Here is a 19431-nt window from a genome sequence, read left to right on the forward strand (position 1 = left end):
CGTGAACTCCTGCATGCTGCTGCCGCGCGGCGTCGACAAGGGCACGGGGCTTCTCCTCGCCCTGGCCGGGCTTGGGGTCGGTCCCCTCGCGTGCGCGGCCATCGGCGACGGCGAGAACGACGTGGCCATGTTCCGCGTGGCGGGCCTTGGCGCCGCGCCGGCCCACGGCACGCGCGAGGCTCGCGAGGCGGCCGACCTGGAGCTTCGCTCCTCCTGGGGCGCAGCCGTGGCGGAGCTCGTCGCGATCCTCGTGGACGAGAACCGGCGGAACGACCGACTCACGCTTGACTAGGCGCGAAGCTTTTGTCGGCGCAGGCGGACATGCGGTGGCAATGGACCTCCGCGTCTGCCTCGCGTCCCAAACGCCGCCCGTCCGGTTCCGCGCGGCGGCGCCCGAGCTCGTCGAACGCTACCCCGACCTCACCGAGCCCTTCTCGATCCACGATCTCGTCGAGGGCGAGGACTTCGAGTGGACAAGCGGGGGCGTTCCGGTGATGCTGCGCCAGCTCCTCGCGACCGCGCAGGGGCGCAAGCTCTGGCGCGCCTCGGGGTGGGTGGCGCTCAATCCCACGGCGCCCCGCGAGTTCCTCCTCGACGGAACCCCCATCCGCTCCGTGACCCTGGAGACTCCGACGCTTGCCGCCTACGCCGCGTGCAAGGAGAAGATGTGGGCGGAGATCCACCGCATGCCGCGCGCGCCCATCACGCCCACCGAGTTCGCCGGCTTTACCGCCTACAACTGGCGCACGTCCCGCGAGATCCTGGAGATGCTGCCCGACTGCGACGTGGCCTTCGTCCACGACTTCCAGCTCCTGCAGACGGGCGGCATGATCGGCCTCTCGGGACCGGCCGTCCTCCGCTGGCACATCCCGTTCGAGCCCCACCGGTGGAGCCGCTACTTCCGCAACTTCGTCGTCCGCGCGGTGGAAGGCTTCGACGCGGTGATCGTGAGCTGCCGGCGCGACCTCGAGGGGCTCGTCCAGAGCGGCTACCGCGGCATCGCGCGCCAAGTGTACCCCTACCTCGACCCCGAGACGGCCAAGCCCGCAAGCCCGGCGGCTCGCGACGAGCTCGCCTTCCGCCTTCGCATCCCCGACGACGCGCCCGTGGCCCTGTGCGTCTCGCGCATGGACCCCATCAAGGGCCAAGACCGGCTCATCCGCGCCTTCGCCGCCGCGCACCGAAAGATGCCGGAGGCCCGCCTTGTGCTCGTGGGCAACGGCAGCTTCACGTCGAGCAAACGCGCGGGGCTGGGCGTGGACAAAGGCTCGCGCTGGCGCGCCAAGCTTGAGCAGGACGCCCGCGAGCTTGGCGTGGCCGACGCCGTCCGCTTCACGGGATACCTTCCACCCGAGCTCCTCGACGCGGCGTGGGAGCGCGCCGACGTCGTCGTGCAGCCAAGCGCCATCGAGGGCTTTGCGCTCACAGCCGTCGAGGGGTGGCTGCGCGACCGACCCGCCATCGTCTCCCGCGGCGCCGGCGTGTCCGAGCTTGTGATCCAGGGCGTGAACGGGTACGTCTACGACCCGGACGACGTGGAGGGCCTCGCGACGCACCTGCTGCACGTCTTTGCAAACCCTGACGAGGCCGCGAGGCTTGGCCGCCGCGGCCGCGAGGAAGCCAAGCGTTGCGACCTCGTCGAGGGCGCCAAGGCCGAATCGCGCGTGCTCGAGGAGGCCGTGGCGAGCTTCCGCAGGGGCTGATCGGGGACGCCCGCCGCCTTCCGGCTCGGCTACCACGCATCGCACGAGCAGTACGCGCCGCGCGAGCTTCTGGAGAACGCGCGCGCCGCGCAGGCCGCCGGGTTCCGGCACGCCATGTGCTCGGACCACCTCGCGCCGTGGACGCGCGCGCAAGGGCACAGCGGCTTTGCGTGGTCGTGGCTCGGGGCCGCGCTCGAGGCGACGTCTCTCACGTTTGGCACCGTGAGCGCGCCCGGCCAACGGTACCATCCCAGCATCGTGGCCCAGGCGGCCGCGACGCTCTCGCAGATGTATCCCGGTCGCTTCTGGGTCGCCCTTGGCAGCGGCGAGGCGCTGAACGAGCACGTGACGGGGCAGCCCTGGCCCCCCAAGCCGGAGCGCAACGCTCGCCTGCGCGAATCGACGCTTGCAATCCGCGCGCTCCTTGGCGGCGAAACGGTTTCGCTCCGCGGCCGAATCGTGGTGGACCGCGCGCGTGTGTACTCGCTACCGCCGCGCCCGCCGCCGTTGTACGGCGCGGCCGTGAGCCCCGCCACCGCGTCCTTCCTTGCGCCTTGGACCGATGGGCTCATCACGGCAAGCCAACCGGAGGACGACCTTCGTGCCGTCGTGGCGGCGTACCGCGCAAACGGCGGGGAAGGAAAGCCCCTCCTCCTGCAGGCGCAAGTCTCGTGGGCCCCCGATCGGCGGGAGGCCGAACGCGCGGCGCTGCACGAGTGGGCGATGAGCGCTCTCGATTCGGATCTCCTGTGGGACCTCGACACGCCCGAAGCCGTCGAGGCGGCCACCGCAAACGTGCGGGCGTCGGACCTCGACGGGCTCGTGGAGATCACGGACGATCTGGGCGCGCTCGCGCAGCGAATCGGGCGCTGGCGGCAGATGGGCTTCTCCGCCGTCTACCTGCACAACGTGGGGCGCAACCAGCGCGAGTTCCTCGCCGCCGCGGCCACAAGCCTCCTGCCGGAATTCCCGGAGGACGCGGCGGGCACCGAGGAGCGCGCGGCAGGCGATCGCAGCGGCCGCCGCCATGGGTCCGTCCGGATTTGAACCGAAGTCGCAGGCTCCCAAAGCCCGAAGGATACCAGGCTACCCTACGGACCCAGACGAGGAGGGGAGCCCGTGTTCCCTCTTGAAGGCTACCAAAAGCGCGCCAAGGATGCCAGGCCACCGGGAGCGGCCGCAGCCGCGACCGGTCCGGGGGAATGCGAGCCAAAGGCGAGCATTCCACGAGGACCCTACGGACCCAGATGAGGAGGGGAGCCCGTGTTCCTCCTGAAGACTACCGTGCCGTTTTCCGCCGTCCCACGTACGCAGCCACGTCCACCCAGCGCGAGCCGATCGGGTGCTGCGGTAGCGTCGTGCGGACCGCCGGCCCAAAGGAGAATCGGCGGCGGAAGGCGACGGGCAGACGCGGTGGTTGTCCGCGGGCCAAGACCTTCGTCTGCATCACGAGGAGGCCCTCGGGGCGCAGCACGCGCGCGGCCTCGCCCGCGTACCGGCGGAGACCTGCCTCTCGCAGGTTGTTGCTCATGAGCGTGTCGACGACGGCGTCGAAGGAGGCCGGCGGGAAGGCCTGCAGTCTCGTGGCGTCCCCGATCTCGAAGCGAACGTCGACCTTGGCGCGACGGGCCCGCGCGCGGGCTTGCGCGATCGACCGACGGGAAATGTCGATGCCCGCGACCCGGCGGAACCCGATGCAGGCAAGCGCGAGCGCGTCGCTTCCGGTGCCGCAGCCGACCTCCAGGATGCGGTCGCGGGGACGCAGGAGGCCGGCCGCGACGAGCATGGCCACGCCCGGCGAAAGGCCCGGGCGGGGGAAGTAGCGCGGCTCCCGGTCCGCCGCGCGCGCGGGCGGCATCGTCACCGCCGAAGGGAGGCCACGAGGCTCCGGGCGGCGTTCTCGACGGCCTGCCGGCTCGTTTTCGTCGCGCGCCACCCCGTCGCCTGGAGCTTCGAGGAATCCAGCCGCATGGTCTTCACGTCCCCCTTCCAGCCGCGCCCGTCGGGCCCTCCGGCGTAGCGCAGGACCGCGTCCTTGGCCCCCATCTCGGCGCAAACGATCTCCGCGATGTCCCGCACCGTCGTCCAGTCGTCCGTGCCGAGGTTCCACGCTTCGTAGCCGCGCGTGGCGGGCATGCGCGCGGGCCTCGCCGCCACGCAGTCGTGCAGGTCGACGTAGGACTTGCGCTGGGTTCCGTCGCCAAGGACCTCAAGCTCGGCGGGGTTCGCGCGCAGCTTCGCGACGAAATCGTAGATCACGCCGTGGGAGAGGCCCGGCCCGACGACGTTTGCGAAGCGGAACGAGGCGCCGCGGAGGCCGTACGCGTGGCAGTACCCGCCGAGGATGGCCTCGGAGGCCATCTTGCCGGCCCCATAGAGCCCGATGGGCGCAAGGGGGGCGGTCTCGGGCGTGGGGATCGTCGCCGCCTCGCCGTAGACCGTGCTGCTGCTTGCAAACGCGATCTCGTCGAGGTCGTGCGTGCGCGCCGCCTCCGCCACGTAGAGCGTGGCGACGGCGTTTGCCGTCACGTGCCCGACGGCGTCGTCGGCGGCCGTGCGGACCTCCGGGTCGGCGGCCAGGTGGAAGACGCCCTCGGCGCCGCGCAGGGCCGCCAGGACCTCGCCGGGGCGCCTTACGTCGCCGGGTTGCACGTGGAACGCCGGGCTTCCCCGGAGGGGCCGGATGCGAGCGTCGCCGTGGACGAAGAGGTCGAAGCAGACGACCTCGTGGCCGTCGCGCAGGAGCGACTCGCACAAGGCGGAGCCGACGAAGCCGGCGCCTCCGGTCACCACGACGCGCGCCAACGTCAGCGCCTCCGCACGATCGCCATCGCGTGGTCCTCCTCGAACGGCTCCAGCCGCACGATCTCCAGCACGTCGACCTCCTGCTGCAGCCGCGCGCGGACCTCCTTGAACACCTCGGCGGGCTCGCGCGCGACGTCGATGGACCGCGATTTCACGGCAAGCATCGCGTGCGCGGGCGCAAACGCCCGCACGTTGCGCAGGAAGAGGCCCGCCTGGTCGCGCTGCGCCACGTCCATGTAGAGCGTGTCCACGCGCCCCACGAGGGCGGCGTACGTTTCCGGGCGCGCGACGTCGGCGAGGATCGGGACCATGTTCGGCCGCTTGTAGCACACGTTGAGGAGATCGCGGAAGGCGCGCGGCGAGAACTCGACGCACCAGACGGCCGCCTGCCGGCACACGTCGGACACGTGGCTTGCCGTCGTGCCGTTGGCCGCCCCGAGGTAGAGCACGTTCGTGCGGGGACCCAGCGGGAAGGTCCGCACGCCCTTCAGGATCGCGGCCGCAAGCTTGCTGCGGCGGGGATCCCACACGCGCAGCTCGTCCTCCCCCACCCCGAGCACGGTCTCGCCGTACACCCGCGAGCCCGGCGCGAGGTTTCGCGTGGCCACGCGACGGTCGTCGAGCTCCACCACGCCGGGGAACCGCTCGTGCGATCGTCCTTTGCCCGCCGAGGCGCGCGGCTCGCGCAGCCGGCCCACGTCAGCGGCCTCCCGTGCGAGGGGGACCCCGCCGCGGCGGCCGTCGCGTCGGCGAGGCGCGCGTGCGCCGGACCTCCGCGACGCGCTTGTCGAGCGCCGCCGCAAGATCGGAGCGCACGTCGGCGCCCGTGAAGGCATCGGCGCGGGCCGCCACGGCGATCTTGTTCGAGAGCGCGCGCGCCATCGCGCCGCGCTGGTGCCGCGGCGCCCGGTGCACGAGCGGGTGCACGAAGATGGCGCCGTGCTTGGGGGGCGCCTTGCCCTCGCGCAGGTGGCGGAAGATCGCCTTCTCCGCGCCCAAGATCTGGATCGTGCCGCCGCTCATGCTGGCCAGCTGCGACAGTCCCCCGGCAAGCGCGATGAGGCGCGCGCCAAGCGCCGCGCCGGCCAAGGCCGAGAGGTTGGGCGCCATCTCGGGCATCGCGGCTTCGAGGTAGCGCTCGATGCGGCCGCGCGTGTCGTAGAGGGTCGAGAGGGCGCGCGCGAGGTCGCGCGCGGCCTGCGCCTCGCGCTCGCCCAGGGCCGCGCCGATCGAGTCGGGAAGGAGGGGGGCCCACCGGGGATCGGCCTTCGCGATGGCCTCCCGCGTGACGTGCGCGGAGACGAGCGCGGCGAACTCCTCGTGGCGCTCCACGCGGTCGGCAAGCTCCGGGAAGTGGAGGCCGTACCATTCGCGCAGCCGCTCGGCGAGCGCGTTTGCCACGTCGGCCAGGTCGTCGAGCGTCGCGACGGCCTGCACGAGGTGACGGTCGCGGCCCGCAAGCGCCTCGCGCGCGCGGTCGCGGGCCAGGCGCAGCATGGCCTCCCGGTAGAGCGCGTCGTCGAAGCCGCGCGAAGCGCCCTCGACCACGATCGGGGCCGCAAGGGGCGTCGCGCCCGGCACGGCGAGCAGCCGGGCGTCGCTTACGGCCACAGCGCCGCCCGCGCGCGCGCCAAGCTCCCGTTCCTCCTCCAGGAGCTCGCCGCGCTGCACGCGGGCCATGCGCGCGGCGATGGCGCCTGCGTCCTTGGGGAACAGCCGCTCGTCGACCGCGCGGCCGCCGGCGTCGAGCAGGAGGACGCCAAACCACCGCGTGCAGAGCCGGAGCATGCGCGCGCGGATGCGGGATCGACGCCAAAAACGTGCCGCTTGGCGGCCAGGCGGCGTGGCGACGCCAGGCTCGGTGCGTTTACCGCAAATGTTATCGCGCGCGCCCGGATTCGGCCCGGCATGGAGCGGGACCCGCCCACGTCCTTGACGACCCGGACCGTTCTGCGCATGGACCCGCCGCCGGAGCGGGAAACGTGGGGGCAAGCGCGCGCCCGCTGGTTCCGCACAAAGAGCGTGGAGGAGTTCGCCGACGACGCGCGCAAGAGCGGCCTCTCGAAGACGCTCTCCGCCTTCGACCTCACGATCCTTGGCCTTGGCGCCATCATCGGCGCGGGCATCTTCGCGCTCGTGGGCGTGGCCGCCGGCCGCGCGGGCCCCGGCGTCTCGCTGTCGTTTGTCATCGCCGGCTTCGCGTGCGCGCTCGCCGCGCTGTGCTACGCCGAATTCTCGAGCATGGTGCCCGTGGCGGGAAGCGCTTACACGTACACGTACGCGTCGCTCGGCGAGATCGTCGCGTGGATGGTCGGATGGAACCTCGTGCTCGAGTACGCCGTCGGCAACATCGCCGTCGCGGTCGCTTGGAGCGCGCACCTCGACGAGATCCTGCACGCCTTTGGCTCGGACATCCCGCACCAGTTCCTCCATCCGCCGCCCGAGGGCGTGTTCAACCTGCCGGCGATGCTCATCGTGCTCGCGGTCATGTTCATCCTCCTGCGGGGCGCCAAGGAGTCGGCGCGCGCGACGCTCCTTTTCGTCGGCGTGAAGGTGTTCGTGCTTCTCGCCGCCATCACGCTGGGCGCCTTCCTCGTGAACCCCGAGAACTTCGACCCGTTCCTGCCCTTTGGCGCCTTCGGGGCCGTGGCCGGCGCGGCCCTCATCTTCTTCGCCTTCATCGGATTCGACGCCGTCTCGACGGCCGCCGAGGAGACGAAGAACCCGTCCCGAGACGTGCCCATCGGCATCCTCGCGAGCCTTGGCATCTGCACGGCGCTCTACCTCCTCGTGGCGCTCGTCACGATCGGCCTTGTCGGCTGGGAGCCCATCGCTGACCACGGCGCGGCCGTGGCGCACGCCTTTGCGCTGCGGGGCGAGCCGTGGATGAGCCTCGTGATCGCCATGGGCGGCATCATCGGCATCACAAGCGTGCTCCTTGTCTTCCAGTTCGGCATGCCGCGCATCTTCTTCTCCATGGGGCGCGACGGCCTCCTGCCCGAGCGCGTCACGAAGGTCCACTCGGTGACGCGCGTGCCCTACGTCACCACGATCGCCGGCAGCGTCCTCGTGGCGCTCTTTGCCGGCTTCACGCCCATCCACTCGGCGGCCGAGCTCACGAACATCGGCACGCTGTTTGCGTTCGTGATCGTGTGCGCAGGCGTGATCGTGCTGCGCTACCGCGCTCCGCTTGCGCGCCGGCCGTTCCGCATCCCCGGCGGCATCGCCGTGCCGGTGGTGGGCATCCTCGTGCTGGGCGGCCTCATGCTCGCGCTTCCGACCGTGACGTGGATCCGGTTCGTGGCGTGGTGCGGCGTGGGCCTCATGATCTACGGGTTCTACGGGGCCCGCGCGGGCCGGCGCCGGCCGGCGCGCGAGTTCGTGGTCGTGGACCGCTAGGAGAATTACTGCGCACGTGCGCAGTAAAAATCTGGAGCGCCCCGGACGCACGCGACGGCGCTACTCGGCGCGCGCCTTGGCGGCCTTTTTCTTCGAGGCCTTCGGCTTGGCGCCGCCGCGCGCTTTCGCGGAGGGCTCGGCCTTGGCCGGCTTCTCGGGCTTCTCGAGCTTGGCCGCGAACCGGACGCCCACGTCCTTCTCGCTGAAGTCGATCGTCTTCGTGGGCTGCCAGCCGACGGTCTGCGCCGCCGCGGCGACCTCGTCGTCGAAGAAGGGCATGCCGCGCCGCTCTCGCTCCGACTCGTTGGGGATCACGACCCACACGGCGCCGTCCTCGGCGACCTGCTCGGCAAGCTTCGGGAAGAGGAGCTCCACCATCTCGAGGGGCTGGATCCAATGGACGATGACGTTGGCCCGCGGCTGGTGGACGAGAAGGGCGCCTTCAGGAAGCTTGGCCGCAAGATGCGCGCGAAACTCCTTCGTCTCGCCTTGCAGCCAGACCTTCATCCCCTTCTTGACGCCAAGCTTGGCCGCGGTGATGGAAGAATCCACGGAGGCGGGGACGGTGGCCGCGCCTAGATGAATCTTCCGGCCCAAACGGCGCAACGCCGCGCTTCCGCGGGTCAACCGCCGTACTTCCAGCCGGTTTGCTCCCCCGTGAGAAGGTCGAATCCTCGGCGAACGGCGGCTTCCGTGACTTCGCCGATCATGACGGTGTGGTCGCCGTGCTCGAAATGGTGGAGGATGCGGCCCTCCAGGTAGCCGGGGACCTCGTCGAGGACGGGCGCGCCGTTCTTGCCGGGCGTCCACGGGTGGCCCGAGATCGTGCCGCCGGAGGCGACGGCCGTCTTGAGGAAGTCGACGGCAAGCTGCTTCTGGTCGCTTCCGAGGAAGTTCACGACGAACGCGCGATCGGAAAGGAGCATGTCGTGGGCGCGGCCGTCGCGCTTGACGCCAAGCGCCACGAGCGGCGGGTCGAAGCTCGCCTGCGTGAACCACGACAGCAGGAAGGCGTGCACGCGGTCGCCCTGGCGCGCGCCGCAGACGTAGAGCCCGAAGGGGATCTTGCGGAGCAGGAGCTTCTTGGCGGCGGCGTCCACGCGCGGCGATGCGGCTTGGCGCGGAAAACCCTTTGGTTACGAGCGGACGACTCGGATGGCGGCCGCGACGGCCTCGCCGCTTGTCGTGTCCGGGTAGCCGATCCAAACGTCGTCCCCCGCGGCGGCAAGGCCGAGGTAGTCGCCGATGAACGGGAAGCCGTCCTGGTGAACCCCAAGGTCGCCGTCGAAGGAGCGCGTCGTGAGCCGGTGGTGGCTCCACGTGGCGCCGCCGTCCTGCGACCACGCGTGCGTGACGTCGAGGAGCTTGTTTTGCGGGTCGAACTCGCGGTCGAAGAAGGCCACGTGGACGTCGCCCCGGTCGTCCACGACGAGGCTCGGGTGGAACTGGTCGTGCGCGCGGGTGCCGTTCTTGACGGGGACGGGCGCGCTCCACGTGAGGCCGTCGTCGTCCGAGGAGGCCACGACGATGCGAGCCGCCGGCCCCGCAGCGTCGGCCCACGCGGCGTACAGGCGCCCGGCGTGCGGCCCGGACGAAAGGTCGTAGGCGATCTGCACGAACGTGCCCGCGCGGAACTGGACGTTTGCCAGGCGCGGGTCCATGGCGCTGTAGCGCAGGACCTCCCGCGGGTTCGTGAAGGAGCGGCCGTCGTCGTCGCTGTGGGCGACGTACAGGATTCCGGGATTGCCGGACGCGATGGGCGAGAAGCCGGCCGTCTGCGCGACGACGACGCGGCCGGAGGGGGCGACCGCGACGCCCGTGGAGAAGGCGCTGCCGGGGTCCTCGCGCGGGGTCACCTTCACCGGCGGGGCGACGGTGCGCGCGCCGTCTCGGCTGGCAAGCACGCTTCCGAACGCGCCGGCGTCCGTGAAGGTGTTGATGAAGGTGAAGACGGTCCCCGTGACGGGGCTCACGGCCATGCGGCTGTAGTCGTGGAAGACGATCGGCCCGTCGCCGACGTCCTGCAGCGCCAGGCGCGGCCACGTGAGGCCGCCGTCGAAGCTGGCGGCGAGCAGAAGCTTCGAGCCAAGCTGCGAGCGGTTCGTGAACTCCCGCGTGCCCGGCGTCTCGCGCGTGGCCTCCCCGCCGAACTCGTAGAGCTCGACGTTGAAGAACAGCGTGCCGTCGGGCGCGAAGGCGAACATGGGGTCCGTGTTGCACGCGTAGCCGAAGAAGGGGCTCGTGGGCCCCCGGTCGGCGTACCGTCCGCCGATGACGACGTCGCGCCACGTGCGCCCGCCGTCCTTGGTCACGAACAAGCCGTTCCAGACGCAGTTTGGCGTCGAGTCGGGGTTCAGGTCCTTTGCGCCCAGCACGACGTTGCGAGGGTCCGTCGGGTTGACGGCGGCCCAAAGCTCGGTCTTGCTTCCAGCGGTCGAGGAGGCGCGAGCCGCGCACCCTTGCGCCCACCCGGCCGTGGCGATGGAGCAGTCGGGCGCGTAGGCGGGCGGCTGCGCGCCCGCGCGGGGCGCGTCGCCGGAGGGTCCCGGCGCAAGGCATCCCGCGAGAAGGAGCAGGACCAGAAGCGGCGCCGTCGCGGAGGAGGATCGCACGCCGAGGGATGTCCGCCGCCACCGGAAAACGCTTTCGCCGCGTCCCCCCTCCACGGGACGTCCCGCGTCCCGTCCCAGCGGCGTTTTCTACCCTGCCGCAAGACGGGCATGGGATGATCGCAAAACCCTGGATTCTCGGTATCGGCTCGCTTCTGGCCGTCGCTGCGCTGGCGGGGTGCCTGGGCCAGCCCGAGGGACCGCCTCCGCCCCCGCCGCCCACCACAAACGACACGGTCGACGGCAACGAAACCGACCAAACGCCCACGGACGGCGACACGGGCACGCCCGGCGGCGACCTTGGACCCGGCCCCATGCCCGAGCCCGACGGCTCCACGCCCTAAGGGAGCGGCATGAAGCTCACGACGATCGCGGCGATGATCGCCGCGGCCACGCTTGCGGGATGCTTGGGCGAGCCGCAGGGCGGGCCTTCGGATCCTTCGCCCGACGACCGGAACCGCACCGAACCTCCCCCTGGAGGATATCCGGGAGGAGCGGGGGGAACGCCGACGGGCCCGACGGGGCCGCCGGACCCCGACGACACGCCGGCGCCCCTGGAGCCGCCGCCACCGGGCCGGCGTGACCTTGCGGAGGAAAATCCATGAGATTGTTGCTTTGCGCAATCGCGATCAGCGCGACGCTCCTTGCAGGCTGCGTCGGGCAGCCGCAGGATCCGCCCGACCTTCGGGACCCCGCCGGCGGAGCCGATCCTCCGGCCAACGAAACGACGGAGCCGGGCGTCGACGACACGCCGCCCGGGCAGCACCCGCCCGGCGCCGACCCGCCCGGCGGCACGCCGCAAGGCGAGGGCTCGTCGGGCGAGCCGTACGCGCCGTACCCGGCCGATCGACCGTAAATACAGTATGATAGGAATACTTACAGACAGTCTTATCTCATAGTTCCCCCGGTTCGGCCTAACCTCCGAGGGAACGTGCGGCACATGGCAAATCAAGTCAATCGGCTCTCCTGGATGGTCGGCGGCCCGCAAGGCTCGGGCGTCGACTCCAGCGCGCGACTGTTCGCCACGGCCTGCGCCAACGCGGGCCTGTACATCTTCGGTCGTCGCGAGTACTATTCGAACATCAAGGGCGAGCACTCGTACTTCCAGATCCGCGTCGATGAGAAATTCATCCGCAGCCCCGTCGACGCCGTCCACCTGCTTGCCACCTACGAGAACGAGACCATCGTGCGCCACGTCTTCGCGAACGCGGTCGTCCCCGGCGGCGCGATCATCTACGACCCCGCGCTCGTGACGGGCGTGCAGGGCAAGATCGAGCGCATCCCCACCCTCGACGACCGCGTCAAGCAGGACGTGCTCGCGTATCTTGCAAAGAAGGGCCTGGGCGACGACGTGGACGCGCTCCTGCAGGACGCGAAGGCAAAGGGCGCGCTCCTCGTGCCCGTTCCCTACGGCGAGATCATCAACGAGCTTGCCAAGGAGATCGGCGAGAAGGACGTCTCGCGCCTGTTCATCACGAAGAACACGATCGCCGTGGGCGCGTCGATGGGCATGCTGCACTACCCGTTTGCCGATCTCGAATCGTCGATCGAGACGTTCTTTGCGGGAAAGCCCAAGATCGTCCCCATGAACAAGAACGCCGCGCGCAAGGGCTACGACTTCGCCGCGCGCTACGCCGACGCCTTCCAGTACGACCTGCGCCGCCTCACCGGCGCCAACAAGCCCGCGGGCAAGCGCATCTTCCTGCAGGGCACGCAGGCCGTTGGCATGGCCAAGATCGTCGTGGGCTGCCGCTTCCAGACCTACTACCCCATCACGCCGGCCTCCGACGAGAGCGAGTTCCTCGAGTCCCACCCCGAGTCGGGCGTCGTCGTCGTGCAGCACGAGGACGAGATCGCCGCCGTGACAAGCGCCGTCGGCGCCGCGCTCACGGGCGCGCGCACGAGCACCTCCACCTCCGGACCCGGCTTCTGCCTCATGGCCGAGGGCACGGGCTGGGCCGGCATCAACGAGGTCCCGCTTGTCATCGTGAACTACCAGCGCTCGGGACCGAGCACGGGACTTCCCACGCGCACCGAGCAGGGCGACCTGCGGTTTGCAATCGGCGCTGGCCACAGCGACTTCCCGCGCATCGTGATCGCGCCCGGCGACATCGAGGAGAGCTTCTACGACACGGTCGACGCGTTCAACTGGGCCGAGCGCTACCAGCTCCCGGTCATCGTGCTCTCGGACAAGAACCTCGCGAACAACAGCCAGACGATCGCGCCGTTTGACACGACAAACGTGCGCATCGACCGCGGCAAGACGCTCACCGACGCGCAGGTGAAGGAGCGCAACCGCAACGGCGACGGGCGCTTTGCGCGCTTTGCCAACAGCGAGGACGGCATCTCGCCCCGCCCGGTGCTCGGCCAGGAGGCCGGCATCCACTGGCACACGGGCGACGAGCACACGGCGCTTGGCCACATCACCGAGGACCCCGTCGTCCGCGACGCCATGATGGAGAAGCGCTTCCGCAAGCTCGACACGTTCGAGAAGGACACTCCGCGCGACAAGAAGGTCCGGCTCTACGGGCCCGAGCGCGCCGACGTCACGATCGTGAGCTGGGGCAGCATGAAGGGCGTCATCCTCGACGCCATGGACCGGCTCGCCCAGCAGGGCCTGCGGGTGAACTTCGTGCACGTGAAGGTGCTCTCGCCCTTCCCCGTGAAGGAGGTGACGGAGCTTCTCTCGGGCGCGCGCCATCGCGTGTGCGTCGAGATGAACTTCTCCGGGCAGCTGAAGAACGTCGTCCGGGAGCAGACCGGCATCGCGTGCGAATCGTTCCTCAGCAAGTACAACGGCCGCCCGATCACGGAGGACGAGATCGTGGACGGCGTCACAAAGGCGGTCAACCAGAAGATCTCGAAGGTGGTGCTGCGGCATGGCGTCTGAGACGGCGACGAAGGGAGCGGGCGCGGCCACGGCCAAGCTTGCGCTCAAGGACTACAAAGAGGACGTGCACAACGACTGGTGCCCCGGCTGCGGCGACTTTGGCATCCTAAACGCCGTCCAGATGGCGCTCTCGGACCTGCAGCTTGCCCCGCACCGCACGGCCGTCTTCTCCGGCATCGGCTGCTCGGGCAAGACGCCCCACTACGTGCGCACGTACGGCGTCCACACGCTGCACGGCCGCGTGCTCGGCTTTGCCACGGGCGCGAAGATCGCAAACCCCGAGCTCGAGATCGTCGTGGTCGGCGGCGACGGGGACGGGTACGGCATCGGCGCGGGCCACTTCGTGGCCGCCGGACGGCGCAACCTCGACATGGCCTACATCGTCTACAACAACGGCGTCTACGGCCTCACGAAGGGCCAGGCCTCGCCCACGCTCAAGCAGGGCATGAAGACGAAAAGCCTCTCCTCGCCCAACATCAACGACGGCGTGAACCCGCTGGCGCTTGCGCTCTCGGCCGGCTACACGTGGATCGGCCGCGGCTACGCCTACGACATCAAGCACCTGAAGGAGCTCATGAAGCAGGCCATCGCCCACCGCGGCATGGCGCTCCTCGACATCCTCCAGCCGTGCCCCACGTACAACAACATCCACACGAAGGAGTACTGGAGCGGCGCGGACAAGGGCAACCAGGCGCGCGTGTACAAGCTCGAGGACTCCGGCTACCAGGGAGAGGTCCGCGACCCCACGAGCGAGGACGAGATCGTCCAGAAGAAGATCCAGGCGTTCCAGAAGGCCCAGGAATGGGGCGAACGCACGCCCATCGGCGTCTTCTACAAGGTCGACCTGCCCACGTACGAGGAGCGCATCGACGCCCGCGTGCCCGGGTACCTCGAGAAGCCGCCCGCACTCGCGTCGTACATGGACGGCACCGGGCGCCCCACAGCGGACATCGCGAAGGTCCTGGACGACCTGCGCGTCTACTGAGGGGCCCCTGTGCACGTCTTCGTCACGCCCAAGGCGCAGGACAAGCTTCCCGCGCTCTCCGTCACTCTCGGGGACCTCGAGCGCGTGATCGCGCAGGGCCCCAAGCGCCAGATCGAGCCCGACGGCCCCGTGAGCGCGGTCCTTCGCGACCTCGAGGTCGTCTACCGGGCCGAAGGCGACGACGTGCTCGTCCTCGACGTCGTGCGCCGCCAGGCGCCCGGCGTGCGGGGGACAAGCAGCCCGTTCTAGCGGGCAGCCCCGCCGGCGAGTGGCCCGAAAGGGTGATTCGCCCGCGCGCCGTCTCCTTTCCCGATGTCCGTCCTCCCCGAGGCCGAAGTGCAGAAGCGCCTGCCCGAGCTTCCCGGCTGGAAGCTCGTCGACGGCGCGCTCGAGAAGAAGTGGAAGTTCGGCAGCCAGTTCCTCGATGGCATCGAGTTCGTGAACGACGTGGCCGAGATCGCCGAGGAGATGAACCACCACCCCGACATCGGCATCCACTGGACCGAGGTCACGCTGCGCATCTGGACGCACGACGAGGGAGGCATCACCGAGCGGGACGTCGAGCTCGCCCGGACGATCGAGAAAGAGATCGGATAGGGTCCCGGGCACTAGATTCAAGAACAGGGCCGCCTTATTCCCGTCCGGAATTCTCCGTGCCCAACGGAAAGCCCAAGCTCAACGTGAACACGGGGCGCGAATACTTCGAGGCCCATGCGCTCGAGTGGGACGAGCTTCGGCGGTCCTACTACAGCGACGCCGTGGCCGAGGACGTTCTCCGGCGCGCGATCGACGGAAAGATCCTCGACGTGGGCTGCGGCACGGGCTTCCTGCTGCTGCGGGCGCTCGACGACAAGCGCTTCACGAAGGTCTACGGCGTGGACTTCAGCCACTCGATGCTCGAGCGCCTGAAGGACGAGGCGTGGGGCAAGCGATCCCCGAGCCTTCGCCTGGCCGACGCCAACACGCGCCTGCCCTTCCCCGAGAAGACCTTCGATTCGGTCGTGAGCAACATGTTCCTCCACCACCTCGAGTACCCGGCCGCGGGCATCTACGAGATGGCAAGAGTGCTGCGGCCCGGCGGCCGGCTTGTGCTCGCCGACCTTCGCGAGCACGCGCACGAGTGGTTCCGCGACGAGATGGCCGACCGCTGGCTTGGCTTCAAGGAGCCCGACGTGCGCGAGTGGATGGCCGACGCGAACCTCGACAACGTGCAGATCGAGAGCAATAAGGAGTGCTGCGTGAGCATCTCCTCGAAGACGGGCGAGCCCTCGGCGGTGGAGATCTTCATCGCCCAGGGCGACAAGAAGCCCTGACCGTTTCCTGCGCATATGCGCAGTAAGTCCATCCCCCGAACGTTTCGAGGTCGCCTCCAAAGAGGATTTGAAGGGGGAAGCCGACCGGGGGGCGGTGAGGACCTGAGTTCCCGGTCGGCCGTCGCCATCCTGCTCCTTGCGCTCCTGACGATCCCCGCCACGGCGTCGGCCGCCCCGGCCGAGGGCGCGTTTCTGGCCGAGCCGCGCATTCCCCTCTGGGGTTCGCTTTCGATCGATCGCGGCTTTGGGGCGGTCTGGCACGCCGCCGACGCGGAGGGAACGCTGCGCATGACCGGGGATTCCCTCGTCGTCACGGTCCTCACGCAGCGACAGGACCGCTCCGGCAACGAGAGCGAGGAGCGCGAATCCTTCGCCTTCACGCGCGCCTCGGCCGTCCTTCTCGCCGGCGCCTCGGGCGCGATTCCCTTCGTGCTTGGCGCGGAGAACGTGAACGGACCTTGGCGATTCTCCGTCGCGGACGATCGCGACCCGCCCCGCGAGGTGGACGGGCGCGCCCACGGGGGCCCGATGCCCTCGGCGGTGCTCGGCGGCGCGCGCGCCCGCGCAAGCGTCGAGGCCCAGCCGTGGATGGCGGGCGCATCGTGGGGCGACGGGGCGGGAAGCCGGTGGGCGTCCTACCGCATGGACGCCTTCCCGCCGTTCCTGCCGCTCGTTCCGTTCCTCGAAAGTCGCGTCGAGGGCGCGCTCTCGCTGTACGTGTCCGAGGCAGGCGTTCGCGTGCGGGGCGAGGAGGGCGAGCGCGTCTTTGCGGCTGGATCGTCGGAGGAGACGGTCGAGGAAGGCGGCACCGACGTGCCCGTCGTGGGACGGGTGGGCGGCACGCGGCGCACCGTGGAGGTCACGCGCACGGTGATCGTGGAGTCGCGCGAGGCCGTGGCGACGCTTGCCGCCGCAAGCGAGACGCAGCCGCGCACGGGGGTCGTCGCGTGGGCGGCCCCGATCGACCTTTCCGGGACCGCCTGGTTCGGCAGCGCCCGCGGCACGCTTCGCGTCGATGGGACGGACCGCCAGCTGCGCGGCGAGGATCTCACGCTTTCCGGCGCCTTTGGCTTCCTGTCCGCCGGCGACGGCCGCGGCGAGGCGTGGGGCGGCTGGCCGCAGTCGCGCGAGAGCGACGCCGCGCTGCCCGTGAGCGTGCAGGGAGACGTGACGTACGTGCGCCTCGCGGGCGGGCCCGGGCAGGAGTATCCGCCCATGGCCCTGGCCGCCGGCGCGGGCGCCGTCGGGCTCGCCGCGCTTCTGGCCGGCGTGCCGGCGGCGAAGTTTGGCCTCCTCAAGTTCGCCGTGGTTCCGCTGTACACGCGTCTTCGGCGCCCGGACGTCGTCGAGCACCGGCACCGCGAGCGGCTCCTGTCGGAGGTCCGCGGGGACCCGGGCGTGGACGCGACGGAGCTCAAGCGGCGCACGGGGCTCGCCTGGGGAACGATCGTCTACCACCTCTCGGTCCTCGAGCGCGAGCGCCTCGTGTCGAGCCTGCGCGAAGGGCGCCACCGTCGTTTCTTTCCGCAAGGCGAGATCGATCACGGCCTCCGCGAGCCGCTTGCCGTGCTTCGCAACGAGCGCGCCTCCCACGTGCTTTCGGCCATCCGCGGAGCGCCCGGGCTTGCGCAGAAGGACCTCTCGCGGGCGACGGGCCTTACGCCAAGCACGGTCCATTGGCACGTCGAGCGGCTGCTGGACGCGGGCCTGGTTTGGCGAAGGCACGAAGGGCGCCAGGTTTCATACTATCCCACGGATTTGTTGGTCCAATTGGATCCCCCGATCGACGCCAAAGGCGCCACCCTTGCGGGCTAAGTGAAAGCAAGTCGCCGAAACCTTCCTATCGGGGAAGCGCCGTGTCGCGGCCATGCGAGGCTTGACGTTCCTTACCGCAGGGGTCCTGATGGCGGCCGCCCTGGCCGGATGCATCGGCAGTCCCGAAGAGACCCCGGTCGAAACCGCAAGCGCCCCGAAGGAGCCCACGATCGTCCGAGAGACGATCGGCGAGACGTTCGAGGGCCAACTCTCGGGCGCGGCGCTGCCCGTTGTGGGTTCGGCCGCGGCGTTCCACGAGTTCAAGGTCCCGGAAGGCGCGCTTGAGCTCCTGGCCACCTTGACCTCAAGCGGCCTCGTCTCCGACTTGGACGTGCACGCGATGCCCCCGGGCGCCGCCGACCACGCCGAAGCCGTGTACGCGGCGGGCGGCAAGATCCAAGTCACGAACCCCAAGGCCGGCGTGTGGGAGTTCCACGTCGTGCCGCGCATGGCAAGCGTCGGGGCCACCTACAAGCTCGAGGCGGCCGCCGTCGTCGAGCGGATCGTGTCGGAGGGCGAAGCCGCCGCGGCCTCGGCGGGGGCAGCCGCCGGCCAGTTCGTGCGCGAGGAATCCGAGATCACGGTCGAGCGGCAGGGCGACAAGTGGGTCGCCAAGAAGACGGTCACGCTGCGGAACGGCGTGGGCGTGCCGCTCGTGGAGAGCGTGCTTGCGACCTACAACGGCCACGTGAGCGCAAACGCGCAGGACGAGGCCGGCTACCGCATCACGGCAAGCCTGTGGGGCCGCGGCGACACGGAGGATCAGGCGCGAGCGGCGCTCGCCGGCGTCCGCGTGGAGCACGCGGAGGACGTTCGGGGCGGGGCGCTCTCGCTTGCGACGCGCGCCTCGGGCCCCAACGAGTCGGGCGCCCACCTCGAGAGCGCCCTGCCGCGCGGCGCCGAGCACCGTCTCGACCTTGCGACCCAAAACGGCCACGTCGAGATCGCGTCCCTCGCGTGCGAGCACGCCAAGGCGCGAACGCAGAACGGCCACGTCACCGTCGCCGGCGCAACGTGCGGGGACCTCGACCTTGCGACGCAGAACGGGCACGTCGAGATCGCCTACACGCCGAAAGCCTCCTCGCGAATCTCGGCCGCCTCCACGAACGGCCACATCTCGGCCGTCCTTCCGGAGCGCGAGACGATCGGCTGGGACCTCACGGCCTCGAACGTGAACGGCGGCGTCTCGATCGCCCTTCGCGACGGGACGCTTGTCGAGGACGGCAAGCACAAGAAGCGCTTCGTCACGAACGGCTTCGACGGCCGCGGCACGAAGGTCGTCGCGACGCTTTCCACGCAGAACGGCGACGTCGACGTCACGCCCGCCTAGGCGGAGGCTTTGGCCGTGGTGCGCGTCGATCCTGGAACCTGCATGGACTGCGGCGCGTGCCTGGGCTCCTGCCACGTGAGCGCGTTGAGCCTCCTGCGCGGCGTCGTGTCCGTGGACGCGCGGTGCGACGAGTGCAACGTGTGCGTCCGGATCTGTCCCGTGGGGGCCATCACGACGGCCCCGGCCGCCAACGGGCGGTGACGCCCGCCGCCGTCGCACCCCCGCGCGAATACCCAGGAATAGGTTCCGAAAGCTTATGAGCCGGCCTGCGATTCCTCGCGCGTTCCGGGGTCGAGATTTTGGTCAACAAGGACACGCTCGTAGGTCTCTTCGGAGCGGCGATCTTGCTCGTGGCGATGGTGGCCATCTTCGCGTACGACACGTCCCAGGGCGACAGCGGCACGCCGCCGCCCGGATCCGGGTTCGAGGTCCACTGGCCCACGGGTCGCGCCGCCGGGCCCGGTGGCCAAGGCAACGCGGCCGACGGAGCGCCGGGATCGGCCAGCCTTTCCATCACCCAGCCGAACATGACGCAAGTGGAGTTCTCGCTCACCTGGTCGGCCGACCGCGCCTCCTGCAACC

The 19431-nt window shown here is 70.3% G+C and carries 22 protein-coding genes, 1 tRNA gene and 1 pseudogene; 15 read left to right on the plus strand and 9 right to left on the minus strand.

All coding sequences use genetic code 11. From position 1 onward, the window contains the following. The 3 genes and pseudogenes from VM681_02795 to VM681_02805 form a co-directional block, all read left to right on the plus strand. Positions 1-292 (plus strand): HAD hydrolase family protein (locus VM681_02795; GenBank protein HVL86925.1); only part of this gene is annotated, 292 nt, incomplete at its 5' end. Positions 293-332: 40 nt separating this feature from the next. Next, on the plus strand, positions 333-1703 hold the full coding sequence (locus VM681_02800; protein HVL86926.1) for a glycosyltransferase family 4 protein: 1371 nt from the start codon (positions 333-335) through the stop codon (positions 1701-1703). A gap of 30 nt (positions 1704-1733) precedes the next feature. Next, positions 1734-2750: pseudogene (locus VM681_02805) on the plus strand (TIGR03885 family FMN-dependent LLM class oxidoreductase). Here VM681_02805 and VM681_02810 read toward each other — a convergent pair. The 5 genes from VM681_02810 to VM681_02830 all read right to left on the minus strand — a co-directional run bounded on the left by VM681_02810 (position 2732) and on the right by VM681_02830 (position 6296). Next, a tRNA-Pro gene (locus VM681_02810) sits at positions 2732-2804 on the minus strand. The pseudogene VM681_02805 and the gene VM681_02810 sit on opposite strands and share 19 nt — an antisense overlap. Positions 2805-2982: 178 nt before the next feature. Beyond that, complete coding sequence (locus VM681_02815; protein ID HVL86927.1) at positions 2983-3561, minus strand: class I SAM-dependent methyltransferase; 579 nt, start codon at positions 3559-3561, stop codon at positions 2983-2985. Between the two features lie 2 nt (positions 3562-3563). Continuing rightward, positions 3564-4508: an NAD-dependent epimerase/dehydratase family protein gene (locus tag VM681_02820; protein HVL86928.1), complete on the minus strand. Its 945-nt coding sequence runs from the start codon at positions 4506-4508 to the stop codon at positions 3564-3566. 2 nt (positions 4509-4510) lie between these two features. After that, positions 4511-5197: a fibrillarin-like rRNA/tRNA 2'-O-methyltransferase gene (locus VM681_02825; GenBank protein ID HVL86929.1), complete on the minus strand. Its 687-nt coding sequence runs from the start codon at positions 5195-5197 to the stop codon at positions 4511-4513. Positions 5198-5207: 10 nt separating this feature from the next. Next, positions 5208-6296: a ribosomal biogenesis protein gene (locus tag VM681_02830; protein ID HVL86930.1), complete on the minus strand. Its 1089-nt coding sequence runs from the start codon at positions 6294-6296 to the stop codon at positions 5208-5210. Positions 6297-6416: 120 nt separating this feature from the next. Between VM681_02830 and VM681_02835 the strand changes: the two genes are divergently transcribed. After that, a complete protein-coding gene (locus tag VM681_02835) occupies positions 6417-7907 on the plus strand; it encodes an amino acid permease (protein HVL86931.1) in 1491 nt (496 codons plus the stop codon). Between the two features lie 60 nt (positions 7908-7967). Here the strand turns inward: VM681_02835 and VM681_02840 are convergent, their stop codons facing one another. The 3 genes from VM681_02840 to VM681_02850 all read right to left on the minus strand — a co-directional run bounded on the left by VM681_02840 (position 7968) and on the right by VM681_02850 (position 10519). Continuing rightward, on the minus strand, positions 7968-8459 hold the full coding sequence (locus VM681_02840; GenBank protein HVL86932.1) for a hypothetical protein: 492 nt from the start codon (positions 8457-8459) through the stop codon (positions 7968-7970). A gap of 71 nt (positions 8460-8530) precedes the next feature. Continuing rightward, positions 8531-9007, minus strand: coding sequence for a flavin reductase family protein (locus VM681_02845; protein ID HVL86933.1), 477 nt, complete (start codon positions 9005-9007; stop codon positions 8531-8533). A 36-nt stretch (positions 9008-9043) separates the two neighbouring features. Continuing rightward, positions 9044-10519, minus strand: a complete 1476-nt coding sequence (locus tag VM681_02850) for an exo-alpha-sialidase (GenBank protein HVL86934.1) — start codon at positions 10517-10519, stop codon at positions 9044-9046. Between the two features lie 113 nt (positions 10520-10632). Here VM681_02850 and VM681_02855 point away from each other — a divergent pair, with 113 nt between their 5' ends. Next, positions 10633-10860, plus strand: coding sequence for a hypothetical protein (locus VM681_02855; protein HVL86935.1), 228 nt, complete (start codon positions 10633-10635; stop codon positions 10858-10860). Here the strand turns inward: VM681_02855 and VM681_02860 are convergent. After that, entirely contained in the window at positions 10857-10979 is a 123-nt protein-coding gene (locus VM681_02860) for a hypothetical protein (protein ID HVL86936.1), read from the minus strand. The genes VM681_02855 and VM681_02860 overlap by 4 nt on opposite strands. Positions 10980-11117: 138 nt before the next feature. On the opposite strand from VM681_02860, the gene VM681_02865 reads away from it, so the two are divergent. From VM681_02865 to VM681_02910, 10 genes are all read left to right on the plus strand, one after another. Continuing rightward, on the plus strand, positions 11118-11372 hold the full coding sequence (locus VM681_02865) for a hypothetical protein (GenBank protein ID HVL86937.1): 255 nt from the start codon (positions 11118-11120) through the stop codon (positions 11370-11372). 84 nt (positions 11373-11456) lie between these two features. Then, positions 11457-13406, plus strand: coding sequence for a 2-oxoacid:acceptor oxidoreductase subunit alpha (locus tag VM681_02870; protein HVL86938.1), 1950 nt, complete (start codon positions 11457-11459; stop codon positions 13404-13406). Next, positions 13396-14391 carry a 2-oxoacid:ferredoxin oxidoreductase subunit beta gene (locus tag VM681_02875; protein HVL86939.1) on the plus strand — a complete coding sequence of 332 codons (996 nt, stop codon included), beginning with the start codon at positions 13396-13398 and terminating at the stop codon, positions 14389-14391. Before VM681_02870 ends, VM681_02875 begins: the two co-directional genes overlap by 11 nt. A gap of 9 nt (positions 14392-14400) precedes the next feature. Then, positions 14401-14640 carry a hypothetical protein gene (locus VM681_02880; protein ID HVL86940.1) on the plus strand — a complete coding sequence of 80 codons (240 nt, stop codon included), beginning with the start codon at positions 14401-14403 and terminating at the stop codon, positions 14638-14640. A 63-nt stretch (positions 14641-14703) separates the two neighbouring features. Beyond that, entirely contained in the window at positions 14704-14988 is a 285-nt protein-coding gene (locus VM681_02885; GenBank protein HVL86941.1) for a 4a-hydroxytetrahydrobiopterin dehydratase, read from the plus strand. Between the two features lie 56 nt (positions 14989-15044). Beyond that, positions 15045-15704, plus strand: a complete 660-nt coding sequence (locus tag VM681_02890; protein ID HVL86942.1) for a methyltransferase domain-containing protein — start codon at positions 15045-15047, stop codon at positions 15702-15704. Positions 15705-15719: 15 nt separating this feature from the next. Next, on the plus strand, positions 15720-17519 hold the full coding sequence (locus tag VM681_02895; GenBank protein ID HVL86943.1) for a winged helix-turn-helix transcriptional regulator: 1800 nt from the start codon (positions 15720-15722) through the stop codon (positions 17517-17519). Between the two features lie 52 nt (positions 17520-17571). After that, positions 17572-18849, plus strand: a complete 1278-nt coding sequence (locus VM681_02900; protein ID HVL86944.1) for a DUF4097 family beta strand repeat-containing protein — start codon at positions 17572-17574, stop codon at positions 18847-18849. Positions 18850-18864: 15 nt separating this feature from the next. Continuing rightward, entirely contained in the window at positions 18865-19050 is a 186-nt protein-coding gene (locus VM681_02905) for a 4Fe-4S binding protein (GenBank protein ID HVL86945.1), read from the plus strand. 98 nt (positions 19051-19148) lie between these two features. Continuing rightward, positions 19149-19431, plus strand: a 283-nt coding sequence (locus VM681_02910) for a hypothetical protein (GenBank protein HVL86946.1), incomplete at its 3' end; no start/stop codon positions are given.

The organism is Candidatus Thermoplasmatota archaeon, assembly GCA_035541015.1.
Classification (GTDB): Archaea; Thermoplasmatota; SW-10-69-26; order JACQPN01; family JAIVGT01; genus DATLFM01.